Raw genomic sequence first — 17,263 nt, forward strand, 5'->3', positions numbered from 1 at the left:
CATAATATAACATCCCTATTGTTAAAATTATAAAGAAACTTCTCCCCCTGTTATCCTGATTTTGTAAATGTAGCCTTTGGTCCTTGCCCTGCAATAGCAGCTACTGATGATATTGCCATTATTCAAATTAAGTTAAATCATGTGATATAAAAAGATAAGCTAGTCCTTTTTCTTTTCTTAAATCACTAAACAGATTAATTATTTGTGCTTGTATAGAAACATCAAGTGATGAAACTGGTTCATCGACTACTATAAATTCTTGTGCAAGTGCTATTGCCCTCGCTATAACTATTCTTTGTCTTTCCCATCTATTGAATATAATCTATCAACTCTTTTTCCTACAATAGGTTTTGATTTTATAAGGCCTTTAGTATATTGGTGAATAAATTAATTTTCTATTTTAAAATTATTTATTTTTTAGCTTTACTCATTTTTATCTTTTCCCATATCTTGTTTAAATTCTTCATCAATAGTCCTTAGGAAACTTGTATCCATATTTTATTTCTACTTTATCTATTCTTTATAATTCAGTATACTTTTTACTATTCCCTTTAGCCTTTTCAACTGGATACTTTTTTTCATTCTTATCCATTTTACTATTTATGATATCTTTTATATCAATGCCAAGAGAATCTGCCATATGCATACAATATATAATAACATCAGCAAGCTCTTCATTAACTTTTTCTTTATCAAAATTATTATTCCAAAGGAAATTTTCTAAAAGTTCACTAGCCTCAATACTAATTGCTTTTGCTAAATTTTCTGGTGAATGAAACTGCGACCATTCTCTATCGTCTCTAAATTTTCTAACTCTCTCTCTTGTTTCCTTCATTTTTTTCTCTCTCCTTTGTTTTTAAATTTCATACTCTTCTTTTATAATATCCATAGTTTGTATATACCAACTATAAATTAGTAAATTTTAACTAATAGTTATATAATTATTATACAGTAATTTAAAAATTAAGGAGTATATATGGGACTAATTAAAACTTTTGACTACAAAGAAGATGAACTCGATAAAATCAAAAATTATGAGTATGGCTTAAATTGGCCTGTTGTATATATTATCAGAAATGATAAAGAGGCTTATGTTGGTGAATCAACAAGAGTATATAATCGTAGTATTCAACATAGAAAAAACACTGAAAGAACTAAACTTGATACAATAGATATTATTGCAGATACTGATTTCAATAAATCTGCTACTTTAAATATAGAATCTTTACTAATTGAGTATATGTCCGCGGATGCTAAATATAAACTACAAAATGGTAATGGTGGTCTTAGTAATCACAGTTACTATAAAAAAGATTTTTATAATGAAAAATTTGATAAAATTTGGGATGAGCTTAAAGAGAAAAATATAGTTACAAGAGGATTATTTGAAATCCGTAATAGTGACTTATTCAAATACTCTCCTTACAAGGCATTAACCGCTGAACAGTCACTCGTTGCTGATGATATTATTTCTAGTATAATTCATAATACCCAAAGCAAACATATGATACAAGGTGAACCTGGTACTGGTAAAACTATTGTAGCTATTTATCTTTTAAAGTATTTAAAAGAACTTAAAAAAACTAAACATTTAAAAATTGGACTAGTTGTCCCTATGACTTCACTTAGGTCAACTTTAAGTAATGTTTTTAAATCAGTAAAAAATTTAAAATCAAATATGGTACTTAGTCCTTCTGATGCTACTAAAAATGACTATGATATCCTTATAGTCGATGAAGCCCATAGACTCAATCGAAGAGTTAATATAACTGCTATGGGTGCTTTTGATAATACAAATAGAAAACTTGGACTTGATATAAATGAGGGTACTCAGCTCGATTGGATTAATATGTCTTGCAAACATATGATACTTTGTTATGATAAAAACCAATCAATAAAGCCATCAGATGTAAGGGCTGAAGACTTTGAAAAAATCAAATTCGAAATGCATAAAATAACATCACAAATGAGAGTTCTCGGTGGTGGAGATTATATAAATTATATCCAAAATATTTTAAGACAAACTCAAGAAGAAAAACTCACTTTTAATAATTATGAACTTCTTCTATTTGATAATATTTCAGAAATGCACGAAATGATAAAACTCAAAAATGAAAAATTGGGTTTGTGTAGACTTATTGCAGGTTATGCTTGGGATTGGAAATCTAAAAAAGACAAAAATGCTTATGACATAACTATTCAAGATACTAACCTTCAATGGAACTCAACAAATAAAGACTGGATAAATACACCTAATGCAATAAACGAAGTTGGTTGTATTCATACAACTCAAGGATATGATTTAAACTATACTGGAATTATAATTGGTCATGAAATAAGCTATAAAGATGATCAACTAATTGTAAATAAATCAAAATATTTTGATACAACTGGTAAAAACTCTATCAAAGTAGAATCAGAACTTCATAATTATATAATTAATATTTATAAAACTATTCTAACAAGAGGAATTAAAGGTACTTATATTTATATTTGCGATGAAAATCTTAGAAACTATTTTAAACAATTTATTGATACTTATATATCAGATGTACAAGCTAAAGAAATTTTAGATTCCTTAAAAGAAATTGAATACAAATAATAAAATGCACATTGAGAATTTTCAATGTGCATTTCTATATTTTCAAACAAAAAAAGTCTTTTAACAACTTCTATCTTTCCCTAACAAATCCTAAGTAACGAGTACCTTGGAATGATAACTCTCCATAATCGCCCTCAACTAATAGACCATATTCCTCTCCACTAATATGAAATTCCATTCTATCTCCACTCTCTACCTCAAAAGTAATATAATAAGTGCTTGATGTTGTTCTATGGTAACCTTGTGAACCACTCATATCTCCACCAACAGCATGATTACGATGTTTTGTATTTATTCTTTTAGATACAATACTAGCTTTAACCATTAATCTTGGTGAATTATTATTCTTTGTCCAAGTTCCAATCCCTTTAATCACACTTGTCATAATTACTCCAATTACAAATAAAAACACTATAAAAAACATAACTTCAAAGCCACCAGACATAGTAAATATTTCCCCTTCCTATTCTATATATTTATATAAATATATGCTATAAAAATACTTTTTTCCATTCATTTAAATCGACATTTTTTTTAACATATTAAAAGATATTTAAAATAAAAGCTAAGCGCATAGTCAAAACCATTTGTAGGTTTAACTATGCGCTTAGCTTTTGTTATATTCTCTCTTTAAATAAACTAGCACCTGCTACAACATCTTGTTCTCTAAATAAAGCTTCAACAGCTCGTTTATATCCTACAATGTCTTGTGACTTTCTTATATTCTTTGCATACTTGGTGTGTTCAGAAAACACCCAATTCATATATGCCCATACTTCTTTCATTTTAAATAAAATTACTCTTTGATCATTTTTAAATAATTCTGTATATCCACTTAAAAGTTCATCATGGAACTCTTTAACTTTCTCTTTAGTTAACGGTCTATTGTGTTTTATTTCTCCCATAATTCCTGGATTAGAAATTATACCTCTTCCAAGCATAATTCTATCTGTTTCTGGGAACTGCTCTATAATCTTTTTATCATCCTGTGTACAAAAAATATCCCCATTATAACATACAGGATTTGTACTTACCTCTAAGGCATGTCTATACATTTCCAAATTAGGTTTGTTCTTATAAAAATCCTGTCTAGTTCTTAAATGTATAATAAGCTCTTCCATAGGATATTGATTATAAATCCTCATAAGCTCATAAAATTCATCTGGCTCATCTTTTCCTAGTCTAGTTTTTATAGAAATTTTCATATCATCAATTTTAAATATCTCATCTAAAAATCTATCAAGGTCTTCTGGATATGCCAAAAAGCCTGAACCTCTTCCCTTTGAAACAACAGTCCCAGATGGACAACCAAGATTTATATTAATCTCATCATATCCCATACTTTTAAGCTTCTCTGCTGTAAAAATAAATCCCTCTGCATTATTAGTAAGTACCTGTGGAACTAAATTAATCCCTACATTATTCTCTGGTAGTAGATCTCTTAATTCTTTAGTTTTAAACTTATTGCTTTGATTAGGCACTATAAAAGGTGCAAAATACTTATCAATGTCACCAAAAACTTTTTTGTAAGCATTTCTATATATGTATCCTGTAATTCCCTCAAGTGGTGCTAAGTAATATTTCATGTAGTATCTCCTTCATCTATCTTATGCAATTCTAAAATCAAACTACTATAATTCTCTTTTGCTAGAAATATGATACCACACTATACTAATATTTTCACTTATTGAATATTAAAGTTATCTATTTTTGGCAATAATATTAATAACTTTAATTTTGGAGGATTTATTTATGAAAGAAACAGATGCAGCATATATAGCTGGAATAATAGATGGAGAAGGAAGTATTTTGCTTACTAAACTTTCAAGGAATACCCATAGAGCACCCGTTGTTTCAGTACCATCTACTACAATAGAATTATTAGAATATTTAAAAGAAACTATCGGGCATGGAAAAATAACTAGAAAAACAAATTATAATAAAGAAAAGCATAAAGATTGTTTTACATACATATTAGAAAGAAATCAAGCAATTGATTTACTTAAAGAAGTTTCACAATACTTAATTATTCATAGTAAAAAGAAAAGGGCTAACTTAATCTTAAGCAAATATAAAGATTTAACACCTAGAAATGGTAGATATACAGAAGCTATGCTTCTTGAAAAAGAAGAGTTTTACAAAGAATTTGCCTCTTATAAATAAAAAAAATCATAGCACAAAAGCTATGATTTATATGGTGGAGATGACGGGTCGGTGGCATACTACTGTTTCCAAAAAATATCATTCTGATATCTTCAAATTTCATTTTTACAAACAAAATTTATAGCCCTGACTATATGATAATCTTCAAAATTGATTGAAGATTCTTGGCGTATTATGGAAGCTATAATATAGTTTGAAACTTCCATCCTAGTATTCCATGAAGATTACTCTTTTTAGGAACCTATAAGTCGATACGAGGCTGTTGAATTTCTTCACATACCTCTCGGTATTGCCATCATCAAGAATTAAATTCTCATGTTAAGGTTTCACCGATAAAGCCAAGTTTTTCCTCTAAGGATCACTCCCTAGGGCGACTCTGTCTAAACGAATCGAACCCGTGTCCGAAAGTAGATTAGTAAGACTTTCTACGAGTGTAGTCATTGGTTACTATTTCCCTCAGAACTCTTCCAATAACAAAATTGTTCCTATGGTAGCTTCATAAATTCCGTTTCTAGCTCAAAGCTTTGCTAAACTCGGTTCCCTACTTAATGACACCAGCTACCCCAATCGTAGGAGTCGGGACTGATGAGCGGCTAAATTAAGCTGCTAACGCGAAATTATCTTCTGCGTTTATTGTTTTGCATACTCGATTAAAGAGTTTACATGCTTCACTCTACTCGCTTATCGAACCTCTCTTACCCCCGTCGAAGCCAAAACATCCCCACGTTGGTAAACAGATTTTCTAATAATCTATCTACTATATTAAGTTTTATAATTTAATTATACAAAAAAACTCAACTTAAGTCAAGTTCAAATATCAAAGCTAGTTGTTTGTTAGTAAGAAGATTTCGAACTACTTAAGTTAACTGAAAATTGTTTGAGTCTTTTTTATTTATTACAAGTGTTAATTATATACTAATACTTCCCTTTTGTGAAGTTAATTTTTATATTACCTATTATTTCAACATAGTTCTTTCTATATATACATTAAGTAACTTTTTATTAAAACTTCATTAATATATCCTACCTAAACAACTAGATAATTTCTATACTATATATACTCTCCATTATTTCCTTTTAATATTCAAATATTTAAATAACTAAAAACCTTATCTATTAATATATCTATAAATACAGTATAATAACCCCACTAAACGTTCCCCATTGGAGGACATTTGTAATTTGTCCTTGCACACCGAGTCGAATTATGTTACAATTTAGTTAAAGAGATGGCAAAACAATTAATAATAAGTCATTTAAATTGATAATCTATTAAATTGATATAAATGTATAAAAGATAAATGAAATTATAGGAGTGATATTTTTGACAACAGCAGTAATCGAACAAAAAAGAAAAGAAAAACATCCACCAGGGTTATATCTTCTTTTCCTAACTGAAATGTGGGAAAGATTTAGTTATTATGGAATGAGATCTTTACTTATTTTATATTTAACAACTAGCTTTGCAGCTGGCGGTCTTGGATTTGATGTAAGTACAGGAGCTATGATTTACGGTTTATACACTGGATTTACATACTTCACTCCTATAATTGGAGGATATCTTGCAGATAGATATCTTGGACAAAAACTTTCTATAATAATAGGTGGTACAATCATGGCAATTGGTAATATTTCGCTATTTGCACTATCTGGGCATACAGGATTATATATTGGTCTTGCAGCACTTATTATAGGTAATGGTTTCTTTAAACCAAATATTTCAACAGTAGTTGGACAACTTTATCCTAATGGAGATAAACGAAAAGATTCAGCTTTCACTATCTTCTATATGGGTATTAATGTTGGTTCTCTTATAGCCCCTATTATATGTGGACTTCTTGCAGAGAACTTATTTGCTACAAAATTAAACGGACAAATTATCCAATATGGATTTAAATATGGATTCCTAGCAGCCGCTATTGGTATGATAATTGGACAAATTGTATTTATAATCTTTGCTCCTAAATATCTTTCACATGTTGGTGGTAGAAAAGAAGTTTCTAATGAAGAGAGATCAAAAATTGAAAAGAAACCTCTTACAAAACAAGAAAAGAAAAGAACAGCAGCAATACTTATACTTGCAATGTTCGTAGTATTCTTTTGGGCTGGATTTGAACAAGCAGGAAGCTCACTTACAATGTTTGCTGAAAAGCTAACTAATAGAAGTTTATTTGGTAACACAGTTCCAGTAACTTTCTTCCAATCAATTAACCCAATATTTGTACTTTTATTATCACCTATCTTTGCAAAGATTTGGTTCACACTTGCTAATAGAAGACAGGGAGATTTAAAAATCCCTACAAAAATGGCACTTGGTATGATAACTCTTGGTCTTGGATTCTTAGTTATGGTATTTGCTACTATGTCTATTGGTGGTTCACAGAACCCTACAATTAAAGCTAGTATGTGGTGGCTTGTAATTACTTACTTCCTAAACACAGTAGGAGAATTATGCTTATCACCTATCGGACTTTCAATGGTTTCAAAAATAGCACCTGTAAAACTTGCTTCACTTCTAATGGGAGCATGGCTTGCAAGTTCTGGAGTAGCTAGTATCCTTGGAGGATTCATAGCATCTAACCTTGAATCTTTTGGAGCAGCAGATATATTTGCTTTAATCGCTGGAGTTTCTATAGTACTTGGAATTGTATTATTCCTTCTAAGAAACAAAATTGCACACATGATGGAATAATTAAATATAAATTTAAAGGAGTTAGCATTTGCTAGCTCCTTTTTAAATTTACTCACCTGTACACTGTGGGTTTATAAGCTCATATTCATCACCTTTATTTTTATACCCCCAATCACACATAGCCTCTAATATATTATATAAACTCTCACCACGCTTTGTAGTGGTATACTCCACTTGTGGTGGAACTGTCATATATACCTTCCGCTCTATTAGCTTATCCTCTTCTAACTGTCTAAGCTGTACTGTGAGTGTTTTATGTGATATTCCATGTATATGTCTTTTCACTTGACTAAACCTCTTTGTACCATCACTAATTAAATAATATAAAATTAATGGTTTCCACTTTCCATTTAGAACACTAAGCGTTACTTCTATCTCACAAGTTACTTTTTTTTTCATTTCTCTTCCTTTCTAAAAAACACAACTAGGTTACCTCTCAAATATATGCTCTCTTCTCAATCTCTTACTATCTAAATATAATTATATCATGATATTAAAGAAATAAATTATTGAAAGATATCGTGATATAAATGAAAAAAATGAGCTAAGCAATAATCTTGCTTAGCTCATTTTTATTTAAAAGATAGATTATCTAAAAGTAACCTCTCCATTTTCTATCTTATCTATTATAGCTAGAGATTCGACTCTAACTCCTTTATTCTCAAGGTGCTTTCTACCATCTTGGAAGCCTTTTTCTATAACAATCCCAGCTCCAACAACACTTGCTCCACCTTGTTTAACTACATCTAAAAGACCAAATATTCCACAAGCATTTGCAAGGAAATCATCTATAATAAGGATTCTCTCACCCTCATTAATAAATTTCTTATCAACAACAACATTGTAAGCTGTTTGCTTTGTGAATGAATATATCTCTGATGTATAAACTTCATTTTCTTTATATCTTGGAACTCTATCTACTTTTTTACCAAATACCATTGGAATATATCCAAATTCTTTTGCTACCAAAGCAGCAAGAGCAATTCCTGTTGACTCAACAGTAAGTATTTTATCTATCTTCTCATCTTTAAATCTTTCTTTGAACTCTTTAGCAATCTCTTCTACTAATTTAACATCCATCTGGTGATTTAAAAAACTATCAACTCTTAGAATATTATCTTCTACTCTACCTTTTTCTTTAATCATTTGTTTTAATAATTCCATATAATTCAGTCCTTTCAACAATATTCAATATCTCTTATAATCTTATAACAAATTAATCTATTTTGCTATAAAAAAGATTAATTTGTTATTTTTATAAACCTATATCTATTTATCAAAATAAGCATTTTTAATTCTTGTAATAAGTGATATATTTTTTCCATGTGCATTTTTAGCAAGAAGTGCTGCTTGTATCATTGAGAATACAATAGGTGTTTTTCTTCTATATGCAACATATCTTGGTTCCCAATTATTTGTATACTTATTTTTAAATTTTCTAAGACCTTTAAATGAGTAAAATATTTGTCCATACTCATAAACTTGAAGTGCTATTTTCTCACTAAGGAAAGCATATTTAGATGTACCAACATTTGCAAGTGGTGCCATTCCCATATTAAACTTCTCATAGCCTTTTTCTTTACCAACCTCTATAAGATTAATAAACATATAGTCCATAACTCCTCTTGTAGCTTCCTTTGTAAATCTCATAAGATCCACAGAAAAACTTTCTTTTCCATTATACATACTCATTATATTTGCAAAACCTTCAATTTCGCCCTCTGAGTTTTTCACAAGCCCAATCCCTTCTTTTGATAAGTAATACTCATCAAAGAAACCAACTGAATATCCTTTTTCTGATCTACCATCAAGCCAATCATCTGAAATATATTTAAGTCTTGCCATTAATTCCTGTGAATAAGGTGGATAAATCATTTCAAAAGTATAGCCATCACTAACCATCTTATTTCTTGATTTTTTAAGACTCTTCATTTTATTTCCAACAACTTCAAAGCTTTGAACATCAATCATAGCCTCTTCACCAATTTTCATAAAATCATATCCATGTGAGTGAAGATACTTTATCATATCCTCTTCTATCTGATAGAATACAATAGTATAACCATACTTATCTGCAAGTTCGTAGAATGACTCTATCCCTGCAAATATCTTTTCATTATTCCCTATTGGATTTCCAAGAACAAATATCTTATCTAAGTATGTTTGATATTGGAACATTACATCTTTATCTTCATTCATATAAATATATTTATCTCTTAAATAAACTAAATGAGTTAAAGAACTACCTCTATAATTCTTAACAATCTCATGTATATCATCTTCATAATCATAGAATGTTTTAGTTGGGAATTTTTGTTCTAAATGCATGAAGTAAATTACAATATAAATTATCGCTGCAATTATAAACATTGAAAGTGCAGTACCTCCAAGTTGTCTAAATAATTCCTTCTCTAAATGACCCTTCGTATACTTTAAATAAAAATCTAAAACTGCATAATAACCTAAAAGTGAAGCTATTAGTATACTTGCATCTTTAATAGTATTTTTCCAGTTAACAATAAAACTCTCTCTATAAAATGAACTTTTACTTCTATAAAGTATATAAGCTGCTACAACACTTATTATTATCTCTCCTGGGTAAAATCCTTTTGAAAGTAAAGTTAATATCCCAACTATTATAAGAACAAGCGTTGCCTTATAAATATACTTTGTTTTGTATCTAAGCATACATGCCGCAACTATACAAAGGAAACCTATAAGAATACTTAAATCATTTGAAAAACCAAGTGTATTAGTTCCAAAGAATTTTCCAAACAGCCTTATTTTTAAAAGTAATCTCTCATTTATCCCTGTAAGAAGCATTGTTATTCCAGTTAAAAATACCATAAGTCTTAAAAATTTATAAGCAAATGATGATATTATTTGATCTGGAAGATTATTATATCTTTCATTCATCTTCTTACTAAAATCATGCCCATAAAGAGCTATTCCAATTATGACGGGTACTATATAGTAACTTATTCTATATAATAAAACTACTATCAATGCTTGTGCTACAGGTATTCCAAAACTTTCAACTCCTGTAATAAATGCTAAATCAAAAGTACCTGCACCACCTGGAATCATACTTATAATACCAATTACTGCTGATGTTATGTATACTGGTAAAAATTTATAGAATCCAATATGTGCACCTGTAATTCTAAGTATCACATATATAAGTATAACTGTTGTAACCCATTCTAAAATAGACATTCCAATAATCGCAAGTGTTCCTAAAAAATCTTTTAAATCTTTAGTTTTAATTAATTTATATACTAAATAACCTAAAAGACACGGTACATAAGCAGCAAGCAGAACCATAGGTATAATGACCCATCCTTGCCCTAAAAAGTCTTTATAATCAGTTGCAAGATAGAATAAACATATCCCTGCAAGCCCACTTAAATTAAGTCCTATTATTTTACTTATTTCTTTTAATAATAATTTTTTATCTTCTACATAATCTCCATAAAAATGTTGCTTTATCGCAAGTGATGCTGCACCACCAAATCCCATAAGACTTGCAACTGAGCTTGCAATCCAAGAATATTTATAAAGTTTTTTATATGGTAGATTAATACCAACCTTTTTCTTTAGTATAAAGTCATAAAATGATAAAGGTGCATATGATATTATCCCTAAAATTCCAATCACTATAAGATTAACAACCGTTAGTTTATCCCTATACATTATGAAATACTGTGGATTAACACCCTTTAATATATGACTAAATTCTCTTATAACAAAAATAAATACAATCGAAACAAATATTATTTTTAATATAGTTTGTACTTTTTTGCTTATCTTTAAGTTCATCTACGCCTCCTAAATTCTGTTTTTTCTTTAGTAACTTTATTTTTATCGCCTTAACTTAGTTTACAACATTTTAACTATTTTTTCTCTCTTTTCCCAACAATAACTTCTATAAAAGCAAAAAAAAGTGCTAATAATCTCATAAAACAGATTATAAACACTCTTTTTAACAATTTAACTTTAACTATTTGTTTCTTTCTTTAAGCTCTCTTGCTATATTTCTTTTAGCATCTTTTTCAAGCATAGAATTTCTTTTATCATAGTTTTTCTTACCTCTACACACACCAAGTTGAACTTTAACTCTACCATTTTTTAAATATAATTTTAAAGGTATTAAAGTTATTCCATCTTGCTTAACCATAATTTCAAGTCTTGCAATCTCACTTTTGTGAAGAAGTAGTTTTCTGTATCTTAGAGGGTCTACATTAAATATGTTTCCCTGCTCATATGGACTTATATGCATGCTTTTTATAAATATTTCACTATTTTCTATATCAGCATAAGACTCTTTAAGATTTGCTTTACCTACTCTTATTGATTTAACTTCTGTCCCAACAAGTTCAAGCCCTGCTTCCATTGATTCTTCCACAAAATACTCATGCCATGCTTTTTTATTTTCTGCTAATGAATTGACACTCTTTTTTCTTGCCATATTATCACCTACTCGTGAATATTTTTAAACACATCCTAAACTAAAAATTTAAGATGTGTTTACTAATTATTTTATCATAAAGATAGTAAAACTGTAAGTGTTTACTTAAATATTACTATACTTTACTAGTTTCTAATCTTCGATTATTTTGAATCTTCAAGAATTTTTGTTGCTTTTTCAGCTTCTTTAATCTCTCTAGCTTCTTTCATATACTTATCTTCTGCAATTGCGAAGAATACTTCTCTATTATCTACTTCAACTTTTGAAACTAAGATTTTTATCTTATCTCCAAGTTGGTATAGTTTCTTTGTTCTTTCTCCAACAAGAGAAAGTCTTACATCATCAAATACATAATAATCATCTCTAAAGTCTGTAATGTGTATAAGTCCCTCTATTGTATTAGGAAGCTGTACAAACACACCAAATGATGTTACAGATGATATAATACCATCAAACTCCATTCCAACTTTATCTTTCATATACTCAGCTTTCTTTAAATCATCAACTTCTCTTTCTGCCTCTTGTGCAACTCTTTCCATTTCTGATGATTGCTTCGCTGTGTGTACTACTATCTTAGAAAGCTTTTTAATTCTCTCCTCATCAAGTTTTCCATTTAAAGCCTCTTTAATAATTCTGTGTATTTGAAGGTCAGGATATCTTCTGATTGGAGAAGTAAAATGACTGTAATACTCAGCTGCAAGACCAAAATGCCCTTCATGAACTTCTGAGTACTTAGCTTGCATCATACATCTTAATAAAAGTGTATTTACAACAGTTTCTTCATCTTTACCTTTAACCATTTGAACTATTTCAGCCATTGCCTTAGGGTTAATTTCTTTACCCCAGTTAATAGTATATCCAAGATTGCTTACAAACTCTTTAAACTTATCAAGTTTAGCATCATCTGGATCTTCGTGAATTCTGTATATAAATGGAACTCCCATCCAGTAGAAATGTTCTGATATAGTTTCATTACATACAAGCATGAACTCTTCTATCATTCTATTTGATATCCCTCTTTCATAAGGCTTGATATCAACAGCTTTCCCATTTTCATCAAGTATTATCTTACACTCTGCAAAATCAAAGTCTATTGCCCCTCTATCCATTCTCTTCTTATTTAAAATAAGAGCAAGTTCTTGCATAGCCTTAAAATCATCTACAAGATAATCATACTTTTTGTTAAGTTCTTCATCACCTTTTAGAATCTCTGTAACCTCTGTATAAGTCATTCTCTCATCAGTACTTATAATACTCTCATGAACTTCATGACTAATTACTTTACCTGATGCATTAATAGTCATCATACAACTAAGTGTAAGTCTATTAACTTGTGGATTTAATGAACATATTCCATTAGATAATTTCCTTGGAAGCATTGGTATAACTCTATCTACTAGATATACTGAAGTTGCTCTACTAATAGCCTCTTCATCAAGTGGACTTTCTTCTCTAACATAATGAGTTACATCTGCAATATGAACTCCAAGTCTATAAAGACCATCTTCTAGTCTTTCTATAGAAACAGCATCATCAAGGTCTTTAGCATCTTCTCCATCTATTGTAACCATTCTTAAGTCTCTAAAGTCAGTTCTTCTTTTAATCTCACTTTGTGGTATATCTTCTGATATTTTCTCAGTATAAGCTAGTACCTCTTCTGGGAACTCTTCTGGAAGTGCATATCTCTTAATAACAGATAATATGTCAAGCCCAGCATCTCCTTTTTGTCCTAAAACTTCTACAATTATACCCTCAGGCTTTTTGTTTTGTTCTGGCCATTTAGTAATTTCAACTTTTACTATATCTCCACTTTGAGCTTTATGTCTATCTTTCTTTGATATAAAAATGTCTTTAAGCATTCTTTTATCATCTGGAATTACAAACCCAAAACTTCTACTATCTTCATATTTTCCTATGATTACATTAAGTGCTCTTTCTGTAATTTGAACAATTTCACCTTCGCACTTTCTGCCATCCTTATCTTCTTTTAATACCTTAGCAAGTACCTTATCACCGTTCATAGCTGTACCCATATTATTTTTAGGTATAAATACATCTTTTCTTCCCTCTTCATCTGGAAGTACAAATCCGTATCCTTTTTGGTGTAACTGTAACTTACCTGCAACCATTCCCATTCTTGTTGAAAGACCTATTTTTTCTTTTGAATCTCTTGCAAGTAGTCCATCTTTAACCATTGCTCTAATTGTCTTTTTAAATGTTTTATATTCGCTAGGCGTTATATTAAATATCTTAGCTAATTCTTGTATATCCATTGGTCTAAATGCTTCTTCTTCCATTAGACTTAGGAGTTTTTCTTTTAATCCCATGTTATTCCTCCGTTAATTTCATTTGTTTTTTTCTCTTTTTCTTTTAATTCTTGCCAAAAAAATCTCAATTGATACTACTTATATAGTACCATATTTGACACTTTTAATATATAGATATAATCTTATGACAAATCTCGTGCTTTTCAATCTACTCTTCTCTTTTTTCACCCTTACTAATTAATTCCCTACACTATATTTTATGTAATAAGTATCAATTAATGTAACATTATTTTATAAATTTATATATAAAAAAACGCACAACTTTTGCTGTACGTTTAGCTCTCTATTAGCCCCATAAACTGCCTATATTTAGTACAATTGTAATTAAACCAAATAAAATCATCGCTACAACTGTTGTTTTAATAAGCATAGCTTCTTTTGTCTTGCCTTTATTCTTAGAGAAGAAAGTTTCACCTTTACCTTGAATAAAACCACTTAAAGCATCTGCCTTACTTGGTTGCATTAAGATAGAACCTATTATCACTATTGCAAGTATAAATTCAATAACTATAAGACCTGTTCTCAAACCCAGCACCTCCACATTATTTCTCAATGTATTATAATCTTACTCTAATAATATCACACGCCCTATTTTTTTACAATATCAACTGTAATTATGTATACTTATAAGGGAATATTTAACTTTATATTAAAATTTATATTATTAACTCTTCAAAATAAATAAGAGACTACTTACACCTTAATAAATAATGTATAAGTAGTCCCTTTAATTTTATATTATATAATACACTTAATTATTTTTTAATATTTTTAATGTTCTTAACATTAAAGAATGAATCAAGACCTCTAAATTCTGCAACTTCACCAAGCTCTTCATTAATTCTTATTAATTGGTTATACTTAGCAACTCTCTCACTTCTAGCAGGTGCTCCTGTTTTGATTTGACCAGCATTTACAGCAACAACTAAATCTGCGATTGTAGTATCTTCTGTTTCACCTGATCTATGTGAAATAACGGCTGTCATACCAGCTCTATTAGCCATTTCTATAGCATTTAATGTTTCTGTTAATGTACCAATTTGGTTAAGTTTTATAAGAATTGAGTTTGTAACTCCTTCTTCAATACCTCTTGATAATCTCTCTGTGTTAGTAACAAATAAATCATCACCAACAATTTGAATTTTCTCACCAAGTCTATCAGTCATTATCTTCCAACCATCCCAATCTTCTTCTGCCATACCATCTTCTATTGATATAATTGGGAATTTATTAACCCAGTCTTCATAAAAATCAACCATTTGCTCTGCTGTTAATGATTTACCTTCATGTTTTAACTCATACATTTTTGTTTTATCATTATAGAATTCTGATGATGCAGGGTCAAGTGCTATAAAGATTTCCTCTCCAGCCTTATAACCAGCCTTTTCAATAGCTTCTAAGATAATTTCAATAGCTTCTTCATTTGATTTAAGGTCTGGAGCAAATCCACCCTCATCACCAACTCCTGTTGAATATCCTTTAGCATTTAATATTGATTTTAATGAGTGATAAATTTCTGAACAAGCTCTTATAGCTTCCATAAAATCTGTCATTCCTGCTGGCATAATCATAAATTCTTGTAAGTCTACTGAGTTGTCAGCATGACTTCCACCATTGATTATATTCATCATTGGAACTGGTAAGACCTTCGCATTAGCTCCTCCAATATATTGATATAATGGTAGTTCAAGTGATGATGCTGCTGCTTTGGCTACTGCAAGTGATACTCCTAGAATAGCATTTGCTCCTATTCTTCCTTTGTTTGGAGTTCCATCAATTTCTATAAGCTTTTTATCAATTTCTGTTTGATTGTAAACATTAAGTCCTACAATTGCTTCTGCAAGTTCTGTATTAACAAACTCAACTGCCTTTGTAACACCTTTTCCCATATATCTACTCTTATCGCCATCTCTAAGTTCAACTGCTTCAAAAATCCCAGTTGATGCTCCTGATGGTACTATTGATCTCTCCATTGTTCCATCTTCTAAGTAAACTTCAACCTCTACTGTTGGAAAACTTCTTGAATCAAGAATTTGTCTTGCTTTTATTTCTACTATTTCTAAATATTGTTTCATAACTATTCGCTCCTTTGCTTTTTTCTATTTATATTTATATTTTATATTTGTAATCTTCCGATTAATATTTATTCTTAATTGATTTCTTTTTTCATTGATTGTATTTATTATATACTAATTAATACTTATTATCAATACTATTTCATTAAAAAAATCTAAACTAAGGCTAAATATTGTATATTTTTTATTCATTACCTCCAAATTACTCTAACTATCTATATAAACAAATCTATTTTATATACTTATTATTCCCAAAGTCTTTCTATTTATTTACCATAAAACCCAAAAAGCTAGAAAGTTTAAACTTCCTAGCAATATTCTATATTTAACTTATTTTGCAACTGCAATTTTAAGTGATTTTTCTACTATTTTATATAAAGTAACTCCAACCGCTAAATTAATAACTACTGCCGGCAAAACTACCGTTGTAAATAAAGCTATAAACGGTGCAGGAAGACCTACAATCATAAGTGCTGAACCAAGAAATAAGCTTCCACTTACAAAGGTTCCAATAGGTAAAATTATAAAACATTGAATAAGTCTTTTCTTTCTATCATCCATTTCTTTAAGAATCTTATTAATTAAAAGTATAAGTAAAAATATAATATGTGCTGTAACTATCTTATCTATTAGATTTGGAAGTTGCCCCCCCGGAAATTTCGTTGTCATAGCTGTGAATATCCCTGTAACTATTCCTGAAATTAAAGTTGTTTTATAATTTCCATCATTTAAAATAATTATAATAAAAAGCATTGCAAGTGCAAAATCTGGTTGCATAGGTAATCCAAGTGCTGGTGTAATCTGATGCAGCATAGCTCCAACCCCTAATAATAAAGCATTCATAACTAATGTTTTTGTATTTTTGTTTCTCATAACTATCTACTCCCTTAAATTTATTATTTTTATAGTTTTTCCACTCTGATTCATCACTTAAAG

At 29.6% G+C, this 17,263-nt stretch carries 14 protein-coding genes, 1 other RNA gene and 1 pseudogene; 3 read left to right on the forward strand and 13 right to left on the reverse strand.

What is annotated here, in order from left to right:
* Positions 1–130: 130 nt before the first annotated feature.
* Both Q0V24_RS05275 and Q0V24_RS05280 read right to left on the reverse strand, forming a co-directional pair.
* Positions 131–316, reverse strand: a pseudogene (locus Q0V24_RS05275) (peptide ABC transporter substrate-binding protein); the annotation flags it as partial.
* A 204-nt stretch (positions 317–520) separates the two neighbouring features.
* Positions 521–835: a nucleotide pyrophosphohydrolase gene (locus tag Q0V24_RS05280; RefSeq protein ID WP_297519303.1), complete on the reverse strand. Its 315-nt coding sequence runs from the start codon at positions 833–835 to the stop codon at positions 521–523.
* 141 nt (positions 836–976) lie between these two features.
* Between Q0V24_RS05280 and Q0V24_RS05285 the strand changes: the two genes are divergently transcribed.
* Positions 977–2,602 (forward strand): DUF2075 domain-containing protein, encoded by a 1,626-nt coding sequence (locus Q0V24_RS05285; protein ID WP_297519305.1) that lies wholly within the window; start codon positions 977–979, stop codon positions 2,600–2,602.
* A gap of 70 nt (positions 2,603–2,672) precedes the next feature.
* On the opposite strand, the gene Q0V24_RS05290 is transcribed toward Q0V24_RS05285, so the two are convergent.
* Together Q0V24_RS05290 and Q0V24_RS05295 are read right to left on the reverse strand one after the other, a co-directional pair.
* Positions 2,673–3,047: a DUF2500 domain-containing protein gene (locus Q0V24_RS05290; RefSeq protein ID WP_297519307.1), complete on the reverse strand. Its 375-nt coding sequence runs from the start codon at positions 3,045–3,047 to the stop codon at positions 2,673–2,675.
* A gap of 172 nt (positions 3,048–3,219) precedes the next feature.
* A complete protein-coding gene (locus tag Q0V24_RS05295) occupies positions 3,220–4,188 on the reverse strand; it encodes a tRNA-dihydrouridine synthase family protein (RefSeq protein WP_297519308.1) in 969 nt (322 codons plus the stop codon).
* Positions 4,189–4,354: 166 nt separating this feature from the next.
* On the opposite strand from Q0V24_RS05295, the gene Q0V24_RS05300 reads away from it, so the two are divergent.
* Positions 4,355–4,765: a hypothetical protein gene (locus Q0V24_RS05300; protein ID WP_297519310.1), complete on the forward strand. Its 411-nt coding sequence runs from the start codon at positions 4,355–4,357 to the stop codon at positions 4,763–4,765.
* A 383-nt stretch (positions 4,766–5,148) separates the two neighbouring features.
* On the opposite strand, the gene ssrA is transcribed toward Q0V24_RS05300, so the two are convergent.
* Positions 5,149–5,480, reverse strand: a transfer-messenger RNA (tmRNA) gene (gene ssrA / locus Q0V24_RS05305).
* Between the two features lie 609 nt (positions 5,481–6,089).
* On the opposite strand from ssrA, the gene Q0V24_RS05310 reads away from it, so the two are divergent.
* Entirely contained in the window at positions 6,090–7,457 is a 1,368-nt protein-coding gene (locus Q0V24_RS05310; RefSeq protein WP_297519312.1) for a peptide MFS transporter, read from the forward strand.
* Positions 7,458–7,505: 48 nt separating this feature from the next.
* Here the strand turns inward: Q0V24_RS05310 and Q0V24_RS05315 are convergent, their stop codons facing one another.
* The 8 genes from Q0V24_RS05315 to Q0V24_RS05350 all read right to left on the reverse strand — a co-directional run bounded on the left by Q0V24_RS05315 (position 7,506) and on the right by Q0V24_RS05350 (position 17,206).
* Positions 7,506–7,856, reverse strand: coding sequence for a helix-turn-helix domain-containing protein (locus tag Q0V24_RS05315; protein ID WP_297519314.1), 351 nt, complete (start codon positions 7,854–7,856; stop codon positions 7,506–7,508).
* A gap of 189 nt (positions 7,857–8,045) precedes the next feature.
* The gene (locus tag Q0V24_RS05320; protein ID WP_297519316.1) at positions 8,046–8,621 is read right to left on the reverse strand and encodes a xanthine phosphoribosyltransferase; all 576 of its coding nucleotides are present in this window, start codon (positions 8,619–8,621) and stop codon (positions 8,046–8,048) included.
* A 105-nt stretch (positions 8,622–8,726) separates the two neighbouring features.
* The gene (mprF, locus tag Q0V24_RS05325; protein WP_297519317.1) at positions 8,727–11,276 is read right to left on the reverse strand and encodes a bifunctional lysylphosphatidylglycerol flippase/synthetase MprF; all 2,550 of its coding nucleotides are present in this window, start codon (positions 11,274–11,276) and stop codon (positions 8,727–8,729) included.
* A 181-nt stretch (positions 11,277–11,457) separates the two neighbouring features.
* A complete protein-coding gene (gene smpB, locus Q0V24_RS05330; RefSeq protein WP_297519319.1) occupies positions 11,458–11,925 on the reverse strand; it encodes an SsrA-binding protein SmpB in 468 nt (155 codons plus the stop codon).
* 143 nt (positions 11,926–12,068) lie between these two features.
* The gene (rnr, locus tag Q0V24_RS05335; RefSeq protein ID WP_297519321.1) at positions 12,069–14,252 is read right to left on the reverse strand and encodes a ribonuclease R; all 2,184 of its coding nucleotides are present in this window, start codon (positions 14,250–14,252) and stop codon (positions 12,069–12,071) included.
* Positions 14,253–14,538: 286 nt separating this feature from the next.
* On the reverse strand, positions 14,539–14,778 hold the full coding sequence (gene secG, locus Q0V24_RS05340) for a preprotein translocase subunit SecG (RefSeq protein ID WP_297519323.1): 240 nt from the start codon (positions 14,776–14,778) through the stop codon (positions 14,539–14,541).
* A 229-nt stretch (positions 14,779–15,007) separates the two neighbouring features.
* Entirely contained in the window at positions 15,008–16,327 is a 1,320-nt protein-coding gene (gene eno, locus Q0V24_RS05345; RefSeq protein ID WP_297519326.1) for a phosphopyruvate hydratase, read from the reverse strand.
* Between the two features lie 330 nt (positions 16,328–16,657).
* Positions 16,658–17,206: a tryptophan transporter gene (locus Q0V24_RS05350; protein WP_297519405.1), complete on the reverse strand. Its 549-nt coding sequence runs from the start codon at positions 17,204–17,206 to the stop codon at positions 16,658–16,660.
* Positions 17,207–17,263: the final 57 nt, after the last annotated feature.

It is taken from the genome of uncultured Clostridium sp. (assembly GCF_947039605.1).
Lineage (GTDB): Bacteria > Bacillota > Clostridia > Clostridiales > Clostridiaceae > Sarcina.